Origin of the sequence: Cognatishimia activa, assembly GCF_017798205.1 — a bacterium.
Classification (GTDB): Bacteria; Pseudomonadota; Alphaproteobacteria; order Rhodobacterales; family Rhodobacteraceae; genus Cognatishimia; species Cognatishimia activa_A.
The window spans coordinates 90,718-115,814 of the sequence record NZ_CP060010.1; the positions used below are offsets into that span (position 1 = coordinate 90,718).

The window sequence follows — 25,097 nt, forward strand, 5'->3', positions numbered from 1 at the left end:
GACTCGGGGCGTTGGTTAACGGATAGACCGCAAACCAAGCGTTAAATGGGAGAGATCAAGGCGAATTTAGGGCGACCAAAGCGGTGACAGCGGGCCAGTTCACCCAAAAGGCGAGTAGCACCAATATCACCCCGAGCGCCCCAAAGACCCCATCGTGCAGAGGATCCCAGGTGCCCTGATGGCGTGCCAGCCACACCACGACAGGGTAAATCAGAATGCCTGCAAGGGTCGCACCGATGAGGGCACCGAAGAGGCCCCCGAGCACTACACCCGCCCAAAGCCCCGCGATCATCAGGACCGCCCGGGCGGCATTCAAAACAAAGAAACGACGGCTGTCGCCTGCCGCCAAAGCCGCCTGATCATAGGTCAGCAGGATCAGATGCGTGATTTGAGAAACGGCGACAAAGACAAGAACGCCTCCGGACAGCATATATCTGGAATCATAGAGAAAACCGATGATCCAATTGCCGGAAAGTGCAAGGATCCCCGACATTCCCAGCAAGGCCGCCGACACCAAAAACCGCATCTTGCGCAGTTTGGCGAAGTTCTCAGGTGACTCTTTGGGTGGGCGTTCTCGATAGATCGGAATGAGCACCTTCTGGATCGCAAGATTGCCCAATAGGAACGGGAAACTCGCGAGGAAAAACCCGATATTATAGATCCCCAGCATCTCGATGCTGAGGAATTTCCCAAGGATGATCTTGTCGCCCTGATAGAGGAAGAACCCCGCGATCGTAGAGAGGAATATCCAGCGACCGAAGTTTATCAACTCTGAGACCGCCGACTTGTCCCAACCAAACCGATTATGATCACCCGGCAAAAACAGCGTATAGAGCACCAGATGCGCGACCGATGTCGCCAGCCCACTAATCACCAGCGCCCAGATAGAGCCCGTCAGCCACGCCAATACCACGCCGACGACAATCCCAAAACTCTGCCCCGCCAGTTCCAAGAGCGTCACGCGCCCCATCATCAGGTGGCGATTGGCCGTATCCTTGCGCGTTGGGAACAGGCCGGACAGCACCAGAGTGATCCCCAACACTGGCAGGATCTGCGCCAGTTGAGGGGCCTCATAGAACGCCGCCAAAGGCCAAGACAAGGCAATCGCGCAGAGCCAAAGGATCACACCGCGCCCGACCTGCAGCGTCCACGCTGTATTGAGGAACTTGGGATCATCGCCCCGTTTGCTCTGCATGATAGCGGGGGTGACGCCTGCGTCAGAAAACATGTTGAGGCCCTGGATGACCATATAGACCAAGGCCATCATGCCGAAGGCTTCAGGGAACAAAAGCCGCGTCAGGATCAGGTTGGACGCCAGTCGCAGGGCTTGTTGCGTGCCATAGCTGCCGACCGTGAGCGCCGAACTCCGCATCGCCCGCGCGCCAAGGCCAGAGCCTGTAAACAGCCCCCTCACCCGTCCGCGCAAGCCGCCCGCGTTATTCATCGTCCACGTTTCCATTCATCGCCAGACTGATCCTGCGTGAGCCGCACGATCAAGCTCACGCCCGCATAGGCGATGAACCCAAACGGATCGCCCAGCGCGTATCCAAGGATGCGCAATTTGGAAAAATCGCCCTTGTCTTCGTTCTTCATGAGCTCGGGATACAGTTCTTCAAGCTGGGCGACGCCCCTATTCTGGCGTCGGCGGACTTTAATTAGATTTTCCCAGCCTTCGGCCACGGGCCAGACATAGGAGCTGGGCACGGCAATGCGCTCGCGCCCCGTGAAATGCAGGCGCACATACATGTCGTCCGAGATGATCTCGGGGAATTTACCCCAACGGGCGCGCCCAGCGCGGTTGACGGCAAAGAGGCCGGATCCGGGCACAGAATTCGACATAAAAGGCGTTTTCATCCAAAACCGTGCATAGGCCTTGCTCACACTACTCGCCGCGGCCATTTGCAACTGGCCACTGGCCCAGGCAGGCTCTTCTTTGTCCAGAACCCGTGTGATTTGGAAAATGACCCTCTCGGACACACGCACATCGGCGTCCAGATAGATCAGAACATTGCCCTCAGCTGCACGTTCGCCGACGTTCAACGCATGCAGCTTGTCGCCGCGTTCAAGGTCGATGATTTTAAGACCCCACCCGAGTTCAGCCGCCAGAACCTGGTACTTGCTGGCAACCTCAACGGTGCGATCCTCGCAGCCATTGGCGACGACAATCACCTCGGCTTCCTCAACGCGCTTGGATTTGAACAGCGCGTCCAGACAATAGCCCATCCAGGCTTCTTCATTATTTGCGGGGATGATGATGCTTGTCTTCATCCTATGTCCTGCTCGTGTCGCTCTGTTTCAGTGGCGAGTTTCAAACAGTATTACCGCATTTTGAAGCGGAAACCCAGAGCCGGATTGCCTGCAGGCCTAGAAGAAATCCGCGAAGCCCACATTCACACCGGGCATTTTGGAAAATGACATGGTCTCAACCGAGCTGATCTGGACGGTGCCATATTGGGATTCCGCCCGCAGGGTCTGACCATCGCGGAAGAACCGGTATTCCTCCATAAAGCCTTGCAGTTCGACATGGTCGACGCCTTCTCCGCCATCGACAATGTCGCTGCCGCCGTGACTGACCAGAGTGTCATCCCCCGCGCCGCCCAAGAGGATATCGGCATAGACCGAGCCATCAAGCATCTCGCCCTCAGGGGCTGCCGAGAGCTGCACACCGTTGGCAAAGACCTCGCGTCCGCGCCCATCGGGTTGACCCACGCCAGAGGTATTATAGGCCAGCAAGGCCTCAAACCGCGCGTTGCTGTCGTTCAGGCTACGCAACGCACCCCAGCTGCCCCATTTGCTGGTCGGGGCCACGTCGACAAAAGCGTTGAAAAGCTTGCCGCCGGCTTTGGTCCACTCCGCGATGACCTCTTGATATAGCGCGCCCATTTCTGGCGAGTAATTCAGAACTTCAAAGAAGGCTGTCAGTTTCTTGTCATTCACCCAATCTCCGTGGCCGACAACATGGGTGCCGCCCTCATACATGATCAGATCCAGCCCGTAAGACTGAGACACCCGCGCATGATGCGGCCAAGCTTCTTTCGTCAGGAACGCCACAGAGGTCTTGCGGATCTCTTCCACAGATTTCTCGATCGCAACCTGCTCACCTTGCTTGAGCCAACGGCGGACTTGTGCGGGGCCGTCTTCGTCGCCCAGCTCATGACCGAAATAGCCGGTGATCGCATAGGCGTCGAAATGATCGGCGGGGCGCATTGGGTCCAGGTCTGCCTCAAGGAAAGGTTCCTCCAATCCAACCCATCCGGTGTGAACGGCTGCCACACGCACGATGCGATCCTCTTGGCCTGCGAAAACGCGGCTCCAGCCCTGCATCACCTTAGCCGCATTCAGCCCAGCCAGTTGGAACCACGCATTGTCCGGTGCGCGTGATCCCCATTTGGCTTTGGCTTCATCGACCGCCCATTGGGTTTGCGGAAAGATGAAATTCCAAAGCTCATTGGAATATTCCACATAGGCCTTCAAACTTGGACGCATCTGATCGCGCACAAGGGTCGCGAAGCCTTCGATGTAACTGTCATCCGCCATATGAGGCATGTTGAACCACGCGTCGGTGCCGATCTGGTTCACAAGCTCGATCATCACTTCGGCGGGAGCGCCGCGGCGCATGTAGGTATAATCGGAAACCAATGGGCGTTCTGACCAAGAGCCGATTTCGGTTTCGTTGGTCTCCATCCAATCCATGAAGCGCACGAGGCGCATGTCTTGGATCAGCTTCAGCCACTTGGGATTGAAGGTCACGCCCATGTCGTAAAGCGGGATATGGTTTTCATGCACGACCGCGATATTGCGAATGTAGTCGCCGGTCTTGTCAGGGTCCGTCTTAGTGATCTTGATCCCAACCGAGCCTTCGCCCGGCGCATATCGGAACCAAATCTCTCCGGCATTATAGCGCACAGGCCGCGCGAGGCCGGTAAAATCGATGCGCCCCTGCCCCTCGTAGGTCAGGCGATACAGCCCGCCGAGTTCGGTGAGCTCTTCCGGCATATCGGTCAAGATGAACGTCTCAACCCCATCCATGCGGAAGGGGAACTCTTTGGGCCAGCCATTGGCGTCCAGAATGCCGTCGGCCTCGAGTTCGTCAGCTTCAAAGCCACCCCATTGGCCGCGTCGGTGCCCAACCCAAGGGCGGGCAGATTTCATCAGGTCCAGAAATGGGAGTTGCGTCGACCAATCCGAAATCGCGTTCAGACCAATCCCAAGGCTTGGCGCGTCGGTGGCGACGACCGTTACGACCTTTGCCGCGTCCTTTGCCACAGATGTCTTCACCCGCTTGATCATCGCCTGTGCTTGCGTATCTGCAATGTTCATTTCCTCGGCAATGATCCCTTTGAGGGCGTTGAAATAAGGTTCCACCATCGGGTCAACTTCAGGAGGCAGCCCGCCGAAGGTCGGCATTTCATTAAATAGACCCGCATAGGTCACCGCGGCGGCCAGATAATAGAGCGTCGCACTGCCGTGGGTCATGTCATCGGCGTAGATGTCCAGCGTGCCAATCTTGGACAGACCCGTCTCGCGGAAAGCGCGCGACAGAACGCGGGCGACGGGGATCAGTTCGACCTGCATGTCTGGGCGTTCGCGCTGAATGCGCTCGGCAAACTCAAGATACCACTCGTGGTATTCGCCAATATTATATTCGTGATACTTCCGCAGCTTGCGGCGAGACGGCGGATAGCCATAGGGCTCCATATCCGCCCAGCCTTCATAGATAACAACGCGTTTGCCGTCTGCGGTGCGATCCAGCAGATCCAGCGCAGCCGTCACTGGAGACCAGTTGTCCGGATTGTCCCAACGATAGGGAATGCTTGGGCCGCGATGTTGCACGAAGTTCGTCGGGTTAAAAACGATCGTGTCATAGCCGATACCGTCAAATGTCTGGTTCTCTCCCCATGCAGATTTCACATCCGCGAATTTCCACTGCGGCTCTGGAGGCAACTTGGCGGGGAACTCCTTGAGAAAGCCAAAATGACCATCCAGCTCGAACTCCCGCCCCGACTGTTCGGCAAAATGCGCAAGCCAATGGGGCACGGTCGTGGTGTCCGTGTCGGTCAAATGGTGGATCAGGCTATTGCCAAAAAAGAACAGCTTCTTGGACTCGGCACGCGCGAAACCCGCGGCCAAAGCCACCAAAATAAAACTCAGCCAAACGCGGCGAAGTAGTTTTCTCATCTCGAACTCTCAATAACTGCTGGCCCTAAGCTCTGTGCCAAACCCGCCATTTTTCAAGCGTGACTGTGGTATTACTGGGGAAAGCGGTGCGAGATTGGAAACAAACTCGAGGTCTGTCGCGATTGTTTAATGCACGCGAACAATGACCTAGCGGTTCGCGCGCGCCAGCAAAAGCACCGCAACAAGGCCGACAAGCACGATCATCAGTGCTCCGGGGCTTGCGTCGCCGATGTTCTCAAGGCTCGCTTGGTCGTGCACCCGTGTGGCCAAGGTCTCGTAGTTAAAGGGCCGCAAGAGCATCGTCGCCGGCAGTTCTTTGACGCAATCAACAAAGACCAACAGAAGCGCGGAGCCAATAGAGCCACGGATCAGAGGGAAATAGACCTCGGCCAAAACCCGCGCTTTGCTGCGCCCCAAGGAGCGCGCGGCCAAGGCCAGATTGGGCGGCACGCGCCCCATCGCGGCGTCAGCTGCGCCCTGAGCAATCGCAAAGAAGCGCACGCAATAGGCCAGGACCAAAGCAAAGGCCGATCCGGTCAGTATAAGCGGGAATCGCCCGCCAAAGATGCTTTCCAACAGCTCGGCCAAACGGTGGTCCAAGAACGCGAGGGGAATAAGGATACCAACCCCCAAAACCGCCCCCGGTGCGGCATAGCCAATGGTGGTCAAAGGCAAGAGCAGCTTGGGCAGGCTCTGCCCTGACAGGCGGACGCCATAGACCAAAAACACGCCCGCGAGCACGGTGATGACGGCGGCAATTGCTCCGACCGTGACCGTGTTGCTCAGCGCGCGGATCAGCCCTTCGTCCGTCCAACTTTCCATATTCGCCAGCGCGTGATCGCCCATAACACCAACGGGCAGAACAAATCCGATCAGGAAGGGCAGCAAACAGACCAAAGTCGCAAGGATCGCATTGCCACCTTTCAACGTCACGCGCGTTACAGGACGCGTGGATTTTCCAAGGTTAAAGAACTTGATCCGTCGGCGGCTGATCTTTTCCGAGGTGACCAGAAAGATCACCAAAATCAAAATCACGCAGGAAATCTGCGCCGCCCCACCGGCGTTGTTGCTTTCCAGCCAGACGCTGAAAATGCCTGTCGTCAGAGTTTGCACTGCGAAATAGTCAACTGTGCCGAAATCATTGACGGTCTCCATCATCACAATGGCCATACCTGCCGCAATCGCGGGGCGCGCCAAAGGCAAAGCGACGCGCATAAAGCGCCCCCAAGCCCCTGCGCCCAAAGATCGCGCGACCTCGTCGCTGGTGGCGGATTGCTCGCGAAACGTGGCGCGGGCGAGGATGTAGATGTAGGGATAAAGCGCTGCGGACAAAACGATGATTGCTGCCCCCAAAGAGCGCACCTCTGGGAACCAGTAATCGCGCGAGGTTTGCCAGCCAAATATGCCCCGCAACCACGTCTGCACCGGCCCCGCATATTCCAGAAAATCCACCAGCGCATAGGCCCCAACATAGGCCGGAATCGCCAAGGGCAGCAGAAGCGCCCACTCCAGCAATCGCCTCAGGGGAAATTGATACCGGCTAACCAGCCATGCGGTACTTGTTCCGATGACTGCGGACAGCACCCCGACCGAGACCATCAAAATCAACGTCGTACGCAGATATCGCGGCAAAGTGGTCGACAACAGATGCGGCCAGATGTTCTCGGTTGGAAAAAACGCGAGCGCCGCCACGGCACAAATCGGCGCAAGGACGATCGCCGCAATGGCAATAGCGCCCAGAGACCAAGGGCTAAATGCGCCCTTCAGGCCTTGGCCCTTGGCTGTGACTGTCTCTGCGCTGCTCATGAGGCTGACTTGCCCGAAATAGGTTTCACTGTCCAGAAAGGAAGTTATACTAAGGTCTAAGAAGACAAAGAACCACAGGCAAACAATGCAGGTCGCACTCCATTTCGGCGCGCCATATACGGATGAGAACAGGCTGCAAATGTGCCTGGGCAAAAACCGTGAGCTTTTGGCTGGCATGGACACCGTCGTGCCCCGCCCTGGCCAGTTTCGCAAACAGCTGCGCCCTTTGATGTCCGAGGTTCTGAATTCGTCTAACCCGATCCCTCTGCAACAGGATTTCCTGCATGGGATCACCGGAGGCGACCGCCCCAACCGTATCATCTTTTCGGCCGACAATTTTCTGGGTTTCCCGCGCACCTCAATCAGCGAGAATGAGTTTTTTCCCGGCCCTTTCAATCGCTTGGTCAGTTTTCTTCGCCTGTTTGAAGACGCCGAGGTCGAGCTGTTCTATGCGATCCGCAACCCGGCCACCTTTATGCAAGCGCTTATGGTGGCGCATAAGGGCGATGACTTTAGCGCCCTTACGGGACACAGCGATCCGATGGCGCTGCGGTGGTCCAGCTATTTCGAACGGGTGATAGAGGATTGCCCGAACACTCAGATCACGGCTTGGTGCAACGAAGACACGCCTCTGATCTGGGAGGAAATCCTGCGCGAAATCGCAGGCGTAGACCCAACGATCCCATTGAAGGCTCAATATGATCTATTGCAGGACATCTTGACCAAAGAAGGGTTTGAAAGGTTTGAGGAATACCTCAAGGCACGACCAGATCTGACCCAAGTGCAAAAACGCCGCGTGATTGCGGCGTTCTTGGAAAAATTTGCGGACGAAGATGCTTTAGAAGAAGAGCTCGAAGTGCCCGGCTGGACAGATGATCTAGTTGAGGCGATGACGGATATCTATGACGATGACGTCTATCTGATCCAAGCCATGCCAGAGATCAATTTTATCGAGCCCTAAGCACTTAGTGCATACCAAGCGCTTCTTTGTACATTTCCAGCACCGCTTCTTCTTCGGCGATGTCGTTCTGGTCGCGTTTGCGCAGCGCGATGATCTTGCGCATCACCTTGACGTCATAGCCCCGGCCTTTCGCCTCAGCCATCACCTCTTTCTGGTGATCCATGATGTCTTTTTTCTCTTGTTCCAGACGCTCGAAACGTTCGATGAACTGGCGCAACTCGTCTGCGGTGACGCGGTAGCTTGAGTCGGTGACTTGCTCGGACATAGGGCCTCCTATTGGTGTTGGCGCGCACCCTATCGCCCGTTTTCGCGGGCCACAAGCGGCCAATGTTGCCCCGCGTGGATTTCACCTTGCGACAGGCGACGCGATGGTCTAGTACCGAGGCGGTTTTGACGTAAGGAGACGGCCATGGACTGGCTCATCTGGGTAGGCGCTGCGATTTCACTGGTTGGTTTGGTTGGGCTTGTTGCCTCGATCCTGCGTGTGAACCGTGCGCGCAAAGCCGGTCTCAGCGACGAAGAGCTGCGCGCCGCCGTTCAAGCCGCGATGCCGCTTAATCTGGGGTCGTTGTTTCTGTCCGTCATTGGCTTGATGGTGGTTATGCTGGGGCTGGCGTTCGCCTAGGGTTTAAACCCAATCGCCAAACGTCTGACCATTCTTGATCAGGTCATCAAAGACCGGTGATGGTGTCCAGAAGTCATCGACTTCAGCCAGAGCCCGCATTTTCTTGCGCAATGTCAGCAATCCATAGAGGTCAGCCGCTTTCATTGGCCCACCGCGATGGCGCGGGAAGCCGTGCCCTAGGGTCATCACCAGATCAATGTCACTGCCCGATTGCGCTACCCCTTCTGACAGGAGGCGCGCGCCTTCGTTGGCCATCGCTGCGACGCAATAAAACTGAATGTCCTCGGCGCTTAGATATACGTCGGGGCCCTCTTTGCCCTCTCGAAGAGCATGCACAATGCGGACCGCTTGTTTGTTTGGTGCGCGGCGCGTTTGCCCTGCTTCGTAGGTATAAAACCCGGCCCCGTTCGCCCGTCCGGTCAGCCCCTGCTCGGCCATAGCTTGCGCCAGCCGTCCCGACCTCGGCCCGCGCCCCAAATCCCAGAGCCGAAACGGGCCAAGATTGAACCCATAGGCGCGCATGGCGTCGTCGATTTCTTCGAATTCGACGCCGAGATACAGCAAGTGTTCCGACGCCCTGAATAGAGCAGTCTGCACAGCTTTGCCAATCAACCCCGGCGCATCGGCGGCAAACACGCAGTATTTTTCAAGCCTTGACACAAAGCGCGCCATGGCTGCCACCACGACTTGTGACGTCATAGGCGATTGCGCCACTTCGATCAGCGGAAGCACCTCGACAGGCGCATAAGCGTAGAGGCCCACGACTTGCCGCGACCGCTGCGCTTGGCGTCCCAATTCCGCCAAACCACCCTGAGCCGTACCCGTGGCCAGAACCGAATGGCCTGGCATGAATTCTCCGAGCTGACGGAACCGGTCAAGTTGGTCCTCTTTGCTGCCCCCGGCCAGATCAAGCACCATATCGCTGTTGACGCAATCTTCGATGCGGGGGGCAAGTTCAAAGCCCTCGATCACCTGATCCAAGGTCTGGGAGGTACTGCCAGCACGTTGCAATATCCGGTCGACCTGTTTGCGCACCCCTGCCCGCACGCGCACCATATCTTCGCCCGGGGCGATGACGATGACGCCCATGCTGGCGCAGAGGCAAACAGCAGCCAATCCGATTGCATTGGCTGAGGTCCCAATGATTGCGAGCTTGTGCACATCCCAAGCGCCTTCATCCATCGTTGCGACCTGCGCGCGCACTCGTGCCTCCGCGCGCAATAGATGCCGGTAGGATTGCGATACATGCGAGTTCAGGGATTCCTCAAAAGCATCCGCTTCCAGCGCCATGCCCGCCTCAAACGGCAAGAGCCCCGCAGCCTCTACACAACGGATCATATCCAAAGTTGCGCGCCCTGCTCCTTTCGCGGAAGCTCTCGCATCGGCGATAGATGCCTGAAACGCCATCGGATCCTGTAGGCCCAAGGTCAGCTCGCTGGTTTGACGTTTTGGTTTGCCTTCAGAGATGATCGCTTCGGCAAAGGCCTGAAATTGCGCCTCAAACTGCCCCAGAACGATTGCGTCAAACACCAATCCCAGCGATTTCACCGGCAGGCGTCGCCCGCCCAACAACACCTTGAGGCTGTTTTCAGCCCCGATCAGGCGCGGCAGCCGTTGCGTCGCGCCGCCACAAGGCGTGAGGCCGAGGTTGATGCCTTCAAAGCCAACTTTTGCCGTGCCCGACGCAATCCGGTAGTGCGCAGCCAGAGCCAGCTCAAAGCCCGCGTCATAGGCCGGTCCTTGAAGGGCTGCGATGACCGGCAACTCAAACTCTTCGATGGTGCGGGCTACATCTGCCACAGTTGGCGAGATCTGCGCATCTTCGAGTTCTTCAAGTTCAAGTCCGGATGAAAAATACGCGCCCCTCGCGGTCAGAACCACAGCACGTATGCCCCCCAGACGTCGCACCTGGCGGAATGCATTAATCAGATCAGACCGAAGTGTCAGCGTGAGCGGATTACGGCCGCCGGAGGACATCCGCAGCACAGCAACTTCGCCGTTGGTTTCGACGTCAACCGTTCCTTGCATCCCCGACTGCCCGATGGTCTTTTTGCGTCTCGTCGCCCCATACTACGCTCAGTTCTTGGTGAGGCAAGAGGCAGCAGCTGTGACACGCGTTCCGAATTTGCGACGTTACGTCGATTGGTGATTTATTGTACGCTGACTGCGTTGAAATGTTTGACACACATCACACATTCATTAAGCTGAATGTGTAATAGTAGGGATACGATAGATGACTCCTGACGTTAAAGCCTTTTTCGATACCGCCACCAATACAGTCTCTTATGTCGTTCAAGACCCAGCAGGCAGTTCCTGCGCGATTATCGATAGTGTTTTGGACTTCGACTACGCCGCCGGTGCAACCAACACCAAATCCGCAGATGAGGTCATTGCCTACATCAAAGCCAATGACCTGCGCGTGGATTGGATCCTAGAGACCCATGTGCACGCGGATCACCTATCGGCTGCCCCCTATCTGCAAGAGCAGATCGGAGGCAAGATCGGGATCGGCAATCAAATCACAGTGGTGCAAGACACATTCGGCAAGGTCTTTAACGAAGGCACAGAGTTCCAACGGGACGGCAGCCAGTTTGATCAACTGTTCAGCGACGGAGATACGCTAATGATCGGCCAAATGCGCTGTGACGTTATGCACACGCCGGGCCATACGCCGGCGTGCCTTACCTATGTGATTGGCGATGCGGCCTTTGTGGGTGACACTCTGTTCATGCCCGACTTTGGGACCGCGCGCTGTGATTTCCCCGGTGGGTCCTCAGAAAAACTATATGAGTCCATTCAGCGCATTCTGTCCCTGCCCGATGAAACACGCATTTTTGTGGGCCACGACTACAAAGCGCCCGGCCGTGACGAATTCGCGTGGGAAACCACTGTGGCCGAAGAAAAATCGCGCAATGTGCATATTGGCGGTGACGCCTCGAAAGAGGCCTTTATGGAGATGCGGGACGCGCGGGACGCAACTTTGAAAAAACCGGCGCTGATCATTCCGTCGCTTCAAGTGAATATGCGCGCGGGTAAAATGCCTGAACCTGACGATCAGGGCGATGTCGTCCTCAAAGTCCCTCTGAACAAACTCTAGGAGATCGAGCATGCCAATGGATTGGATAATGGGCCTTGTCGGAGGCCTGATGATCGGCGTCGGTGGCGCCGTGTATTTGTTGATCAACGGACGCATCATGGGGGCCAGCGGCATTTTGGGCGGCCTCATTGATGGCAGTGGCAAAGCCACAGCGGGCGAACGCCTTTGGTTTGTTGCAGGCGTTTTTGGCGTACCAACAGTGATTTATCTGCTAAGCGGCCCCATCAACACGCATGCGACCACAAATGTCGCGGTTTTGATCGCCGCGGGCCTTTTGGTCGGCGTTGGAACGCGGCTGGCGAACGGCTGCACTTCGGGTCACGGCGTCTGCGGGATCTCGCGGTTTAACCTGCGCGGGATCGTGGCGACTGTTTTCTATATTTTGGCGGGTGGTCTGACTGTTGTGCTGTTCCGCCATATGCTTGGAGCAATCTGATATGTCTCGGAACCTATATGCATTTATCGCTGGCGGTATTTTCGGTGCAGGCCTTTTGGTGTCCGGCATGACGGACACGTCCAAAGTGCAGGGATGGCTGGATATCTTTGGCGCATGGGACCCAACCCTCGCCTTTGTTATGGGCGGCGCGATCATCCCGATGGCCATTGCCTGGAGGCTCACAGAAGGGCGTGCACCTGTCTTGGGCGGCACCTTTCCGGCCAAACCAGATGCACGATTTGACCGAAACCTCGTTTTGGGCTCTGTGCTCTTTGGTATGGGCTGGGGGCTTGCGGGCCTATGTCCCGGCCCTGCGATTGCGTCTCTGGCCTTCGGCGGATGGCCGCACATTTTGTTCTTTGTGGCGATGCTTGCGGGCATGTTAGCGACACCAAGGATCAGGACTCGTCTGGACAGCCTCGCAACCTAGAGGTAATCACCTCCTATGGATATTCGTGAGATCACACCCCGCTATTACGTTGCGCCTCAGATTGATGCAAAAGACCTGAGCGAACTGAAAGCCCAGGGCTTTACCTGCGTCATTTGCAACCGCCCGGATGAAGAGGTTCCTCCTTCGCACCATGCGGTCGCGATGGAGAAAGCCGCAAAGGACGCGGGGCTTGATTTTGTGATCAATCCTTTGACCCACGACACAATGACCGACGACCGGCTGGCGCTGCAACGCGCCACGCTTGAAGGCGCAAAGGGCAAGGTTCTGGCCTATTGTGCCTCTGGGACTCGATCGACCGTGGCCTGGGTTCTCGGACATGCGGATAGCGAACCAGCAGATGCGCTTTTGGGCGCTGCGGCACAGGGGGGATACCACCTTGACGCGCTGCGTGGACGTATCGACTTCATCGCGTCCCAGAAACGTTAAGCCTTATTGAACGGGCGGCGTCGCCGACTCTGGCAGTATCACGCGAAACGCAGCACCGCCCTGACCTGGCAGATAAGTAATCTCGCCGCCAAGGCTGGTCATGACTTCCCGACAAATCGAAAGGCCAAGACCGGCCCCGCCCGCCTTTGACGCATTCACGCGCACGAACTTGTCAAAGATCCCTTCCTGGGATTTGCGCGCGATGCCGGATCCATTGTCGATGAAATCGATGGTCAGCCGCGCGTCCGATTGCGCGACTTTGATGCGCAATTCGGGTTTTTCCGCATCGCAATATTTCTGCGCATTGCGGATTACATTGATAAAGACCTGACGCAGGCGTTCCACGTCCGAATAGATCTCGATGTTTTCAGAGGCACGGTTGCGGCGGACCCTGAGGTCGACCTCCTCTCCGGACAAAGCCACCGTCGCGGAATCATCCAAAAGGTCCGAGAGTGTCGCACGCTCATAGTTCAGCTTTACACGCCGGTTTTCCAGCATGCTCAGGTCAAGCAAGTCATCCAACAGACGCGTCAGGCGCATGGCTTCGCTGTGGATGATGTCGCTGTATTTCAGTTTGTCCTTGGTGCTCAGCTTTTCAGAGTCGCGCAGGATCTCGGAGAAGGCCCGAATAGAGGTCATCGGCGTGCGCAGCTCGTGACTGATCTGGGACAGGAAGTCGTCTTTCTGTTCAGACACTTGCGTGATTTTTTCATTCGCCCGACGTAACTGGCGGGCCGTGCGTTGAAGTGCTTCGGATTTTGCCTCAAGCTGGCTGGAGTATTCCATGATCTGGGCGGTTTCATTGGCCACGGCCAAAAGATCCTGAACAGAAACAGACGCCCGCCCAACAAGTTGCGACACCATCGCATGGGCGGTTGCCGCGCCGACAACACCCGAAAATTGTCGCTCCAAAACTTGCAGGAATTCGGGATCAGGGTCGGGCAAGTATCCGTTTACGCCCTGCCTGCGCGCTTCTCGTTCAAACAGATCTTGCGTCTCACGCGCGCCGAGGATCCTCTGGGCCATGACCATCAAATCTTCGCTCTGCGCGACCCCGCCGGACCAGCTTGGCGCCTGCGTCGAATGGTCAAACACATTGACAAATTGCGCGCCCTGCAGCCGTTCGATTGGAGTTGGGAAAGACCCCAGCGACACCACAACGAAGGTCAGGGTATTCAGGGAAATCGACCAAAGCACCGCATGCAGCAACGGATCCATACCGTTGATGCCGAACATGGCCTGAGGACGCAGCCATAGGATGCCAAAGAGGCCTTCGTTCATAATGAAAGGCGACCAGGCTCCGAAACTGGGCAACAAGAGCGTATACATCCAGATCGCAAAGCCCACGGTCATGCCGGCAAAGGCTCCGATCCGCGTAGCACCGCGCCAGAACACCCCGCCGATCAACACCGGCAGAACCTGAGCCACGCCAGCAAAGGCGATGAGGCCAATCGCAGCCAGTGCCGAGCCGCCACCGCTGAGTTGGAAATAGAGGTACCCCAGAAGCGTAATCCCAACGATGGAAAACCGGCGTGACAAGAGCATCACATGGCGCACGTCGCCCGAGAGGGTCACTTGCTCCATCCGGTTCGCCCACAGCCAGATCGGGAGAACGATGTGGTTAGACACCATGGTCGACACAGCGATCACAGCCACAATCACCATCGAGGAGGCGGATGAAAACCCGCCGATGAAGGACAACATCGCAAGGGCTTCGTTGCCGGTGGCAAGGGGCACGGTCAAAACGAAGAGGTCAGGGTTGGATCCCTCAGGCAAGAGCTCAAGACCCACGACCGCGATAGGTACAACAAAGAGGCTCATCACCATCAGATAGGTCGGAAAGGCCCAACTCGCGGTGCGTAAATGGTCTTCGTTGTCGTTTTCCACGACCATGACCTGAAACATCCGCGGCAAGCAAAGGAAGGCCGCCGCTGACAGGAAAATAAGCCCTGCCCAGCGCCCGCCGGAAATATGCCAGCCGGAAATCGGAGAGGCCTCGATGCGTTCCAGAATATCGGCCGGACCGTCTGCCACGAACCAGACCACAAAGACCCCAACGGCCAATAGCGCGAAAAGTTTCACCACCGCTTCAACCGCAATGGCCATGACCACGCCATAGTGGCGTTCGTTCACGTCCAGATTTCGCGTGCCAAAGAGGATGGTAAAGATCGCAAGGCCAATGGCGACATATAAAGCAACAGAGGTCAGCTCGACATCTTGCCCGCCAGAGGCCCCGACAAAGACTGAAGAACTCAGCGCAACCGATTGAAGTTGCAGCGCAATATAGGGCGTCGTTCCAATCACAGCGAGGATCGTCACACCTGCCGCAACCACATTGGACTTGCCATAGCGAGAGGAAATCATATCGGCAATCGAGGTGATCCGCTGCGTGCGCCCAATACGCACCATCCGCCGCAAAAGCCACCACCACCCGATCATGACAAGTGAGGGCCCGATATAGATGGTCAGATACTCAAGACCGGATCGCGCGGCATAGCCTACCGCGCCGTAAAACGTCCAGGCTGTACAATAGATCGAGAGGGACAGTGTATAGACGACAGGCATCCGCAAAAAGCCGCCCTGCCCGCGCTTGTTGGCGCGTTCGGCCAGAAATGCCACGCCAAAAAGAAAGATCACATAGGCAATACTCACCGCGATCAGGACGTTTAACGCGCCCATTTAGTGCTCCTCCGGCCTTTGACCGTCTTCGGAGATCTCCCTGTCTCCGCCTTTTCCCAAAACAGTGGCCGCAATCGCGGACAAAAGGATCAACACAAACCAGACCAGAAAGATATAAACCGTCGCGCTAGATGTACTGATCGTCGAGGGGCCTTCGCGTTCCCACGTCAAAGGCAGCATCCAAAGGATCAGGCCCAGAAACGGTAGAATACGGATAGCGTCGACCAACCGGTGACGCCGGTACATCTGGCGTTCAAGAAAGACGATTCGCCGCTCAGACATTGGCCGTCAATGAACGCACCGCGTCCAAGACCTCGGAATTGGCGAAAGGCTTGGTCATGAACATGCTAACACCCAGCTTTTCCGCCAACTCGCGATCGCGCGTTTGGCCACGCGCGGTCAGCATTAGAACAGGCGTTTCAGCATAAGCCGCGTCCGCGCGCAGATCTTCGAGAATCTCGAAACCGCTTCGACCCGGCAGCATCACATCCAGAATGATCATATCGGGCGAACGCTCTCGTACAGCGTCCATCGCGTCATGCCCGTTTGCATGGGTGACGACGTCATATCCTTCGCGAGACAGGATAAAATTGATGGCCTCAATGATATTTGGCTCATCTTCAATCAGCAATACACGCATGCGTCACTTCCTCCCGTCGTAAGCAACCGCGTTCGGCTATTTGTAGCGACACCTACGCAAAATCCAAGCTAAATGCCATCGACAAGGATCGAGGGTTCTCGGCGGGCGTTGCATTTTTCCACGGAGCAGATGCGGCAAGCGGCCCCAACTTGCCCTTCTGGCGGCAGTCTTTCGCGGTTTGGCGTTATCAACATGGTGGCTGTGAACGTCGTGTTTTGACCAAACTGTGGACGCCCCTGCGGCTCTGAAACTGCGAAGCATTTGAACTGCTCCATTTCGCGCGCCGCAAATTCCACGACTTGCATCAAAGGTTGTCCCGGTTGCTGTAATGCGCGGAACAAAGGCCAGCGCGGACAGGCGGAACTGTAGCGCGGCAAGCTAAAGCCCTTGATCTCTTTGCGATAGATCATCGTGCCCGCCATGTCGCATTTCACCAGACCATAGTCCTGATCCAAAACGCCTTTGGGCAGAAACGCAATGCGACGCATGGTGGCCCCGAGCGAGACTTTAAACCGTTCGGCCAAAGCTGCGACGTCGCCGTCACACTCGCGATGTGCGGCCTCAAATTCATCGAGAGGCATGGCGCGGGCGTTTGCCGCATAGTCTTCGAGCAATTCCTGCGCGAGGAATTTTGCGCCCTTGCTTCTCAGAAGCTCAGACTTTTCGATGACCGCCTCTACCTCCGCGCCGTCTTCTATCTCGGGAAAGAAGTACGCGGCCTGCCCCAAAAAGCTGTGCAACTCATCTCTTGGCGAAGCCAGTCGGGTCTCGGCTTCTTTGGCGCCATCCAGATAATTTACAAGAAGCTGCGAACTTTCGGCCAATCGTTGACTGTCCTCAGAGAGGTTGCGGTGAAACCGCGCGCGCCACTCCGGTTCGAGTTCGCGGTTTTCGTGCAGAATGCCAGCGGTCGCATGAACCGCTGTGACCATCGAGAGCACCTCGTGCATGGCCGCAGCAAGTTCGGGGTCATGCGCCAGCCGATCACTCAGCGTTTCAACTGTGCGTTCCAGCTTGAGACCCAGCTGATGTTGAGACCGGATGATATTGGCCCAACCGGGGAAGCGCGCGGCGAATTCATCAATCCGTTCCAGCTCTGGATCCGCCTCTGTCGTGACGTTTGCGGCTTCTCGAAGGGCTGAAATAAGGGTGGCTTCTGCACCTTCGCTCAGCAACGTTGCCTCGACCCCAAGAACATTGGCGATATCGACTACGAGTTTGCCGCCGATTCTGCGCTTGTCATGTTCGATCAAATTCAAATAAGACGCAGAAATTCCGACGCGGGAAGCAAGGTCAGCCTGCCGCATTTTCATAGCCATACGTCGTTCGCGAACACGGCTTCCGATAGAGCGATCTTTCATCTCGGCATATCCTTGCTTTTTCAACGACTTGCTCAGCCGTGAAAATTTTCTTTACAAAACCTGCTAGCACACCGTGATTTTCTTTACAAAATTTTTATTACGACAAAGGCGCTTGTTGCGAAATTTTCAACTTCCCACTGATACTCGAAGGGCACGTAAAGTGTAATGTGTGTGCCGCGGAGGAGGCGGTCATGCACAATAATCTGTTTAAACGGGAGGAATATAATGTCCAAATCGACATTGACTCGTCGCGGCGTCCTGAAATCCGGTGCAGTTGCCGGTGCAGGTCTCGCGCTGCCAACATATCTGGCCGCTGGTAGCCATGCTGGTTACACCAACGCGCCAACTGGCAGCACTGTGACGCTTGGTTTCAACGTACCACAGACTGGTCCTTACGCGGACGAGGGTGCGGACGAACTGCGCGCGTTCCAGCTTGCGGTCGAGCACCTGAATGGCGGCGGCGACGGCGGCATGATCAACACCTTTAGCTCTAAGACGCTGGACGGTACCGGCATCCTGGGCAAAAAGGTTGAGTTCGTCACCGGCGACACCCAAACCAAATCTGACGCGGCACGCGCATCTGCACGTTCCATGATCGAAAAAGACGGCGCAGTTATGATCTCCGGTGGTTCGTCCTCTGGTGTGGCTGTTGCGGTTCAAGCGCTCTGCCAAGAAGCAGGCGTTATCTTCATGGCGGGTCTGACCCACTCCAACGACACCACCGGTAAGGACAAGAAGGCCAACGGTTTCCGTCACTTCTTTAACTCCTACATGTCCGGTGCGGCGCTGGCGCCAATCTTGGCCAACAACTACGGCACCGACCGTAAGGCGTATCACCTGACCGCGGACTACAACTGGGGCTACACCACTGAAGAAGCGGTTCGTACCTCGACTGAAGCAATGGGTTGGGAAACAGTTGCAGCGGTGAAAACACCACTGACACAGACTGACTTCTCTTCCTACATCGCGCCTGTTCTCCAGTCCGGTGCTGACGTTCTGGTTCTGAACCACTACGGCGGCAACATGGTGAACTCGCTGACCAACGCGGTTCAATTCGGCCTGCGCGACAAGCTGGTGAACAACAAGAACTTTGAAATCGTTGTTCCACTGTACTCTCGCCTGATGGCGAAGGGTGCGGGTGCCAACGTTAAAGGCATCTACGGTTCCACTAACTGGCACTGGTCCCTGCAGGACGAAGGTTCCAAAGCGTTCGTTCGTTCCTTCGGTGAGAAGTATGGCTTCCCACCATCCCAGGCGGCACACACCTGCTACGTACAGACCCTTCTGTATGCAGACGCGTGTAACCGCGCAGGCACCTTTAACCCATGTGGCGTTGCAGAAGCTCTTGAAGGCTTTGAGTTCGACGGCATGGGCAACGGTAAAACTCTGTACCGTGCCGAAGACCACCAGTGCTTCAAAGACGTTCTGGTTGTGCGTGGTAAAGAGAACCCAACTTCCGAATTCGACCTTCTCGAAATCGTTGAAGTTACTCCTGTCGATCAGGTTACCTACGACGCTTCCATCTTTGGTGGCGAACTGGGTTCCTGTAACCCAGGCGCGTAAGCGAACCTCCCAGAATGGGGCGCTGATCGCCCCATTCCCTTTAAAGTATCACGCAGCCCTCCCGAGGGTTGCGTGACCTAATACGGTGGGACCAATGGAAGCAATTATCCTACAAATTCTCAATGGCTTAGATAAGGGATCCGCCTATGCGTTGATCGCTCTGGGCCTTACGCTGATCTTCGGCACACTTGGGGTTGTGAACTTTGCACACGGCGCGCTCTTTATGATCGGCGCATTCTGTGCGGTGACCCTCAGCCGGATCTTGACCCTGTCACATACAGTCATCGATGAAACCCGCACTGACTTTCTCGGCAATCCGCTGAAGGTCGAAGTCCCCTATGTGCATGACATATTCGGGGTCTCGACGGGGGATGCAATCATCGATTGGGCGGTCCCTCTGTCCATCCTTTTCGCGATCCCAGTGATGATCGGTATCGGCATCATCATGGAACGCGGCCTTATCAAGCACTTCTACAAGCGCCCGCATGCGGACCAGATCCTCGTGACCTTTGGTCTCGCGATCGTTTTGCAGGAGATTATCAAATACTATTTTGGTGCAAACCCGATCCCAACCCCTGCGCCTGATGCCTTCAAAGGCTCTTTCGACTTTGGCCAAGCGCTAGGATTTGATCCGAACCTGATCATCTACCCCTACTGGCGGATCGTCTACTTTGCCTTTGCGATCGTGATCATCGGTGCCGTCTTTGCCTTCTTGCAGTTCACCACCTTCGGGATGGTTGTACGGGCCGGCATGGCGGATCGTGAAACCGTGCAGCTTTTGGGCATCAACATCGACCGTCGCTTCACACTGATGTTCGGCATGGCCGCCGCCGTCGCGGGGCTTGCAGGTGTCATGTACACGCCGATCAACTCTCCAAACTATCACATGGGTATGGACTTCCTTGTCCTTAGCTTTGTTGTGGTTGTTGTGGGCGGCATGGGCTCTTTGCCAGGCGCGGTTCTTGCAGGCTTCCTCTTGGGAGTTCTTGAGAGCTTTGCATCTATGCGCGAAGTCCTCGCAGTCCTGCCCGGCCTAAACCAAATTATCATCTACCTCGTCGCCATCGTGATCCTTCTGACCCGTCCACGCGGTCTGATGGGACGCAAAGGCGTGATGGAGGAGTAAGACTATGTTCGGACTTGAAAAGAAAGACTGGAACCTCCTGCTGTTCGTCGCAGCACTCGTGGCCCTCGCGCCGTTTATCCTAAACCCCTTCCCGGAAAACTCTGCGATGGCTCAGTTCAACGCAGGTTACCCGGACCTGATGCAGCGCTTTGTGATCTTTGGCATCTTTGCCATTGGCTTTAACATCCTCTTTGGCCTCACCGGCTACCTCTCCTTCGGCCACGCGGCTTTCCTCGGAGTGGGGTCTTACGCGGCGATCTGGATGATGAAGCTTCTGACAATGAACGTGATCCCTGCGATCATCCTTTCGGTCATCGTTGCGGGTATCTTCAGTGTGCTTGTGGGCTATGTGACCCTGCGCCGCTCGGGCATCTACTTCTCGATCCTGACGTTGGCTTTCGCGCAGATGTCTTACTCCCTAGCCTACTCGGTTTTGACGCCCATCACTGGCGGTGAAACTGGTCTGCAGCCAAAAGTCAGCGATCCACGCATTCTGGACGGAGCCATCGCGGATGGGACAATCCCAAAAGCCAACCTCTTTGGTCTGGAGATGGGCGCCAGCTTTGATCTGAGCATCGCGGGCTGGGTCTTTACCTTCAACGCAGGCTATTACATCGCAGCCATCGTTATGCTGGCGAGCTTCTATCTGGCGATCCGCATCTTCCGCAGCCCCTTCGGTCTGATGATGCGCGCCGTGAAGTCCAACCAACAGCGGATGAACTATACCGGTCTGAACACCAAGCCTTACACCCTCGCAGCCTTTGTGATCTCTGGAATGTATGCGGGTCTGGCCGGTGGTCTGATGGTGGCCATGGACACCCAAGCGGGTCCCGAGCGGATGTTCTGGACAGCCTCTGGCGAGGTGGTTCTGATGACTATCCTTGGCGGTGCCGGCACGCTGATCGGTCCGGTTCTGGGCGCAGGTGTGATCAAGTACATGGAAAACATCCTGTCCAAGATCAACTCTGACATCCTGCACGGCTGGTTCGCCTTTATGCCAGACGGCATGGAAGACTTCACAGTCGCGATCCTTTACCCCTTCATCGGTAAAGGCTGGCACCTGACCCTGGGCATTCTGTTCATGCTCGTGGTGATCTTCCTTCCGGGTGGTCTTGTTGAAGGTGGCCAACGTATCCGAGCCTTGTTCGGACGTGGCAAAGCCGAAGACAAACCCTCTACCGAACCTGCAGAATAAGGAGACTGACCTATGGGAATTCTCGAAGTCAAAGACGTCGGCAAACGGTTCGGTGGCCTGCAGGCCCTCGGCGATGTGAACCTCAGCGTCAAAGAAAACTCTGTTCACGCCATCATCGGCCCGAACGGAGCTGGCAAATCCACCCTGCTGAACTGCTTTGTGGGAAAACTGATCCCGGACACAGGCTCGGTCACTTTTGACGGCCAGTCCGTGCTGGGACGCACGCCATACGAAATCAACCAGATGGGCATCAGCCGCGTGTTCCAGACCCCCGAGATCTTTGGCGATCTCTCGGTGATGGAAAACATGATGATCCCGATCTTTGCCAAGCGTGATGGTGCTTTCCGTCTGCAGGCCATCCCACACATGATGGAAGAAAAAGACATCGTGGAAGCCGCGGAAAAGCAGCTGGTTGATATGAATATGGCTGACAAACGTAACATGCACGCCGCAGCCATGTCCCGCGGGGACAAGCGGCGTCTCGAGATCGGCATGTGCCTCGCTCAGGAACCTCGTCTCTTGCTTCTTGACGAACCCACCGCTGGCATGGCGCGTGCCGATACCAACAACACGATCGACCTTTTGAAACAGATCAAGGAAGAGCGTGACATCACCATCGCCATCATTGAGCACGACATGCATGTGGTGTTCTCGCTGGCAGAGCGCATCACGGTTCTGGCCCAGGGCACGCCTCTTGTTGAGGACACGCCTGACAATATCAAAGGCCATCCAAAAGTGCGCGAAGCCTACCTCGGCGAAGCGGCGTAAGGAGAAATCACAATGAACGATAAACCCGATTTTTCCAAAGGCGTGAACCGCGCGGAAACGGCCCCCGCCTATCTCTCGGTGTGGAACCTCGAGAGTTATTATGGCGAGAGCTACATCGTGCAGAACATCAGCTTCAACGTGCACGAAGGCGAAATTTTGGCTCTGCTCGGCCGGAACGGCGCTGGCAAAACCTCGACCCTGCGTTCGATCGCGCGGATGGATGAGCCACAGGTGCAAGGGGGCGAGATCTGGCTGGATCACAAACCGCTGCACTCTTGTGCAAGCCATGAAGCCAGCCAGATGGGCATCGGCCTTGTGCCAGAAGACCGCTCAATCATCCCCGGCCTGACCGTGGAAGAAAACCTGAAGCTGGCGCAGATCGCGCCGCCAATTGGTTGGTCGCTGGAACGTCTCTACTCGCTTTTCCCGCGTTTGGGCGAGCGTCGCACCCAAGAAGGCGTCACGCTTTCGGGCGGTGAGCAGCAGATGTTGGCGATTGCACGCGCCTTGGCGCGGGACATCAAAGTCCTTTTGCTGGACGAGCCTTACGAAGGTCTGGCCCCTGTGATCGTGGACGAGATCGAAAAGACTCTGCGCATCATTAAGGAACAGGGCATCACCACGATCATCGTGGAACAAAACGCGGTGCGGGCGCTGGAATTGGCGGATCGCGCGGTGATCTTGGATACCGGTGGAATCGTCTTTGACGGCACCGCGCAGGAAGTGCTTGAAAACGAGCAGCTCCGTGCTGAATATCTGGCTATCTAAGTCGCAACTGGCGCGCCCTACCCTTCGGTGGGGCGCTGCCTTGCAAAATAGGATTACAACATGACTTCACCTACATATGCGCCGTCTGCGGAACTGGCGTCCAAAGCACACGTGGACGCAGCCAAATATGAGGAAATGTATGCCGCCTCGATCAAAGACCCCGACGGGTTCTGGCGCGAGCAAGGCGCGCGGATCGATTGGATCAAGCCTTTTACCCAAGTCAAAGACGTCAGCTATGATTTCGGCAATGTGAATATCAACTGGTATGCGGATGGCACGCTGAATGTCTCGGCCAACTGCATCGACCGTCATCTGGCGACGCGCGGTGATCAAACCGCGATCATCTGGGAACCTGACAGCCCAGAAGAGGCCGCGCAGCACATCACCTATCAAGAGCTGCATGACAACACCTGCCGCATGGCCAATGTGCTCAAAGACATGGGTGTGGGCAAAGGCGACCGTGTCGTCCTTTATATCCCGATGATCCCAGAGGCCGCCTATGCGATGCTGGCCTGTACCCGCATCGGTGCGATCCATTCGATTGTTTTCGCTGGCTTCTCGCCTGACGCTTTGGCGGCCCGGGTGAATGGCTCTGAGGCGAAAGTCGTGATCACTGCGGATGAGGCCCCTCGTGGCGGCCGCAATACCCCGCTGAAAACAAATGCCGACAAGGCGTTGGAGTCCTGTTCAGACAGCGTGAAATCCTTGGTAGTCCGCCGCACCGGCAGCGATGTGCCTTGGAATGATGCGCAGGATTATGATTACAACGCTCTGGCGGCTGAGGCCGCGACCACCTGCGCTCCGGAAGAGATGGGTGCGGAAGATCCGCTGTTCATTCTCTATACCTCGGGCTCTACGGGTCAGCCGAAGGGCGTTGTCCACACCACCGGCGGCTATATCGTTTACGCGAGCCTCACCCACCAGATGACCTTTGACTACCACGACGGGGATATCTTCTGGTGTACGGCGGATGTGGGCTGGGTCACGGGCCACAGCTATATCGTCTATGGTCCGCTCGCGAATGGTGCGACGACCGTCATGTTTGAAGGCACTCCGACCTATCCAGACGCTTCCCGTTTCTGGCAAGTCTGTGAAAAGCACAAGGTCAATCAGTTCTATACCGCACCAACCGCGATCCGCGCGCTGATGGGGCAAGGTGATGAGTTCGTGAAGAAAGCCGACCTGTCCTCGCTGCGCATCCTTGGCACCGTGGGCGAGCCGATCAACCCAGAGGCCTGGAACTGGTACAACGACGTTGTCGGCGGCGGCAATTGCCCGATCGTGGACACGTGGTGGCAGACGGAAACCGGCGGTCACCTGATGACTCCCCTGCCCGGCGCCCATGCGACCAAACCGGGCTCTGCGATGAAACCGTTCTTCGGCATTGAACCTGTGGTTTTGGAACCTGCGTCCGGTGAGATCATCGAAGGCAATGGCGTCGAAGGCGTGCTTTGCATCCGTGACAGCTGGCCCGGTCAGATGCGCACCGTCTGGGGCGATCATGAGCGGTTCGAGAAAACCTATTTCAGCGACTACAAAGGCTATTACTTCACCGGTGACGGCTGTCGCCGCGATGAAGACGGCGACTACTGGATCACAGGCCGCGTTGACGACGTAATCAACGTCTCCGGTCACCGTATGGGCACCGCCGAAGTCGAAAGCGCGCTTGTGGCCCATGAAAAGGTCGCTGAGGCCGCCGTGGTGGGCTATCCGCACGATATCAAAGGTCAGGGCATTTATTGCTATGTCACTCTGATGTCGGGCGAAGAACCAACGGAAGAACTGCGTAAAGAGCTGCGCACTTGGGTGCGCACCGAAATCGGCCCCATCGCCAGCCCGGATCTGATCCAATGGGCGCCTGGCCTGCCGAAAACCCGCTCTGGTAAGATCATGCGCCGTATCCTGCGCAAGATCGCGGAAAACGACTATGGGTCTCTTGGAGACACCTCCACACTCGCGGAACCTGCAGTCGTTGATGACCTCATCGAAAATCGTATGAATCGATGAGGTTAGACTG

The 25,097-nt window shown here is 56.6% G+C and carries 22 protein-coding genes; 12 read left to right on the plus strand and 10 right to left on the minus strand.

All coding sequences use genetic code 11. The annotated features are described in order from the left end of the window. Positions 1-55 precede the first annotated feature (55 nt). The 4 genes from HZ995_RS00410 to HZ995_RS00425 form a co-directional block, all read right to left on the minus strand. A complete protein-coding gene (locus HZ995_RS00410; protein WP_245168696.1) occupies positions 56-1,459 on the minus strand; it encodes an oligosaccharide flippase family protein in 1,404 nt (467 codons plus the stop codon). Further along, positions 1,441-2,268: a glycosyltransferase family 2 protein gene (locus tag HZ995_RS00415; protein WP_209356732.1), complete on the minus strand. Its 828-nt coding sequence runs from the start codon at positions 2,266-2,268 to the stop codon at positions 1,441-1,443. The genes HZ995_RS00410 and HZ995_RS00415 overlap by 19 nt, the downstream gene beginning before the upstream one ends. Positions 2,269-2,364: 96 nt before the next feature. Beyond that, a complete protein-coding gene (locus HZ995_RS00420) occupies positions 2,365-5,178 on the minus strand; it encodes a calcium-binding protein (protein ID WP_209356733.1) in 2,814 nt (937 codons plus the stop codon). Between the two features lie 147 nt (positions 5,179-5,325). Further along, positions 5,326-6,984 (minus strand): ABC transporter permease, encoded by a 1,659-nt coding sequence (locus HZ995_RS00425; RefSeq protein WP_209356734.1) that lies wholly within the window; start codon positions 6,982-6,984, stop codon positions 5,326-5,328. A gap of 85 nt (positions 6,985-7,069) precedes the next feature. Between HZ995_RS00425 and HZ995_RS00430 the strand changes: the two genes are divergently transcribed. Then, entirely contained in the window at positions 7,070-7,945 is an 876-nt protein-coding gene (locus HZ995_RS00430; RefSeq protein ID WP_209356735.1) for a hypothetical protein, read from the plus strand. Positions 7,946-7,949: 4 nt separating this feature from the next. On the opposite strand, the gene HZ995_RS00435 is transcribed toward HZ995_RS00430, so the two are convergent. Next, positions 7,950-8,210 carry a DUF2312 domain-containing protein gene (locus HZ995_RS00435; RefSeq protein WP_209356736.1) on the minus strand — a complete coding sequence of 87 codons (261 nt, stop codon included), beginning with the start codon at positions 8,208-8,210 and terminating at the stop codon, positions 7,950-7,952. A gap of 144 nt (positions 8,211-8,354) precedes the next feature. Here HZ995_RS00435 and HZ995_RS00440 point away from each other — a divergent pair, with 144 nt between their 5' ends. Continuing rightward, positions 8,355-8,570: a hypothetical protein gene (locus HZ995_RS00440; protein WP_209356737.1), complete on the plus strand. Its 216-nt coding sequence runs from the start codon at positions 8,355-8,357 to the stop codon at positions 8,568-8,570. 3 nt (positions 8,571-8,573) lie between these two features. On the opposite strand, the gene HZ995_RS00445 is transcribed toward HZ995_RS00440, so the two are convergent. Next, positions 8,574-10,598 carry an enoyl-CoA hydratase-related protein gene (locus HZ995_RS00445; RefSeq protein ID WP_209356738.1) on the minus strand — a complete coding sequence of 675 codons (2,025 nt, stop codon included), beginning with the start codon at positions 10,596-10,598 and terminating at the stop codon, positions 8,574-8,576. A 205-nt stretch (positions 10,599-10,803) separates the two neighbouring features. Between HZ995_RS00445 and HZ995_RS00450 the strand changes: the two genes are divergently transcribed. The 4 genes from HZ995_RS00450 to HZ995_RS00465 are packed head-to-tail and all read left to right on the plus strand — an operon-like array spanning position 10,804 to position 12,980. Continuing rightward, positions 10,804-11,667: an MBL fold metallo-hydrolase gene (locus tag HZ995_RS00450; protein ID WP_209356739.1), complete on the plus strand. Its 864-nt coding sequence runs from the start codon at positions 10,804-10,806 to the stop codon at positions 11,665-11,667. Positions 11,668-11,677: 10 nt separating this feature from the next. Continuing rightward, positions 11,678-12,103, plus strand: a complete 426-nt coding sequence (locus HZ995_RS00455) for a YeeE/YedE family protein (RefSeq protein ID WP_209356740.1) — start codon at positions 11,678-11,680, stop codon at positions 12,101-12,103. A 1-nt stretch (position 12,104) separates the two neighbouring features. Continuing rightward, the gene (locus HZ995_RS00460) at positions 12,105-12,533 is read left to right on the plus strand and encodes a DUF6691 family protein (protein ID WP_209356741.1); all 429 of its coding nucleotides are present in this window, start codon (positions 12,105-12,107) and stop codon (positions 12,531-12,533) included. A 15-nt stretch (positions 12,534-12,548) separates the two neighbouring features. After that, positions 12,549-12,980 carry a TIGR01244 family sulfur transferase gene (locus tag HZ995_RS00465; protein WP_209356742.1) on the plus strand — a complete coding sequence of 144 codons (432 nt, stop codon included), beginning with the start codon at positions 12,549-12,551 and terminating at the stop codon, positions 12,978-12,980. Between the two features lie 3 nt (positions 12,981-12,983). Here HZ995_RS00465 and HZ995_RS00470 read toward each other — a convergent pair whose 3' ends face one another. The 4 genes from HZ995_RS00470 to HZ995_RS00485 form a co-directional block, all read right to left on the minus strand. Further along, a complete protein-coding gene (locus HZ995_RS00470; protein ID WP_209356743.1) occupies positions 12,984-15,659 on the minus strand; it encodes an ATP-binding protein in 2,676 nt (891 codons plus the stop codon). Further along, a complete protein-coding gene (locus HZ995_RS00475) occupies positions 15,660-15,941 on the minus strand; it encodes a hypothetical protein (RefSeq protein ID WP_209356744.1) in 282 nt (93 codons plus the stop codon). Further along, the gene (locus HZ995_RS00480; protein WP_209356745.1) at positions 15,934-16,299 is read right to left on the minus strand and encodes a response regulator transcription factor; all 366 of its coding nucleotides are present in this window, start codon (positions 16,297-16,299) and stop codon (positions 15,934-15,936) included. The genes HZ995_RS00475 and HZ995_RS00480 overlap by 8 nt, the downstream gene beginning before the upstream one ends. Positions 16,300-16,367: 68 nt before the next feature. Beyond that, positions 16,368-17,660 (minus strand): XRE family transcriptional regulator, encoded by a 1,293-nt coding sequence (locus tag HZ995_RS00485; RefSeq protein WP_209356746.1) that lies wholly within the window; start codon positions 17,658-17,660, stop codon positions 16,368-16,370. A 225-nt stretch (positions 17,661-17,885) separates the two neighbouring features. Here HZ995_RS00485 and HZ995_RS00490 point away from each other — a divergent pair, with 225 nt between their 5' ends. From HZ995_RS00490 to acs, 6 genes are all read left to right on the plus strand, one after another. Continuing rightward, positions 17,886-19,223: a substrate-binding protein gene (locus HZ995_RS00490; RefSeq protein ID WP_209356747.1), complete on the plus strand. Its 1,338-nt coding sequence runs from the start codon at positions 17,886-17,888 to the stop codon at positions 19,221-19,223. Positions 19,224-19,317: 94 nt separating this feature from the next. Then, a complete protein-coding gene (locus HZ995_RS00495; protein ID WP_209356748.1) occupies positions 19,318-20,349 on the plus strand; it encodes a branched-chain amino acid ABC transporter permease in 1,032 nt (343 codons plus the stop codon). A gap of 4 nt (positions 20,350-20,353) precedes the next feature. Next, complete coding sequence (locus HZ995_RS00500; RefSeq protein ID WP_209356749.1) at positions 20,354-21,544, plus strand: branched-chain amino acid ABC transporter permease; 1,191 nt, start codon at positions 20,354-20,356, stop codon at positions 21,542-21,544. Between the two features lie 12 nt (positions 21,545-21,556). Then, the gene (locus HZ995_RS00505) at positions 21,557-22,312 is read left to right on the plus strand and encodes an ABC transporter ATP-binding protein (protein WP_209356750.1); all 756 of its coding nucleotides are present in this window, start codon (positions 21,557-21,559) and stop codon (positions 22,310-22,312) included. 12 nt (positions 22,313-22,324) lie between these two features. Continuing rightward, positions 22,325-23,080: an ABC transporter ATP-binding protein gene (locus HZ995_RS00510; protein ID WP_209356751.1), complete on the plus strand. Its 756-nt coding sequence runs from the start codon at positions 22,325-22,327 to the stop codon at positions 23,078-23,080. Between the two features lie 60 nt (positions 23,081-23,140). Beyond that, entirely contained in the window at positions 23,141-25,087 is a 1,947-nt protein-coding gene (acs, locus tag HZ995_RS00515; RefSeq protein ID WP_209356752.1) for an acetate--CoA ligase, read from the plus strand. Positions 25,088-25,097 lie beyond the last annotated feature (10 nt).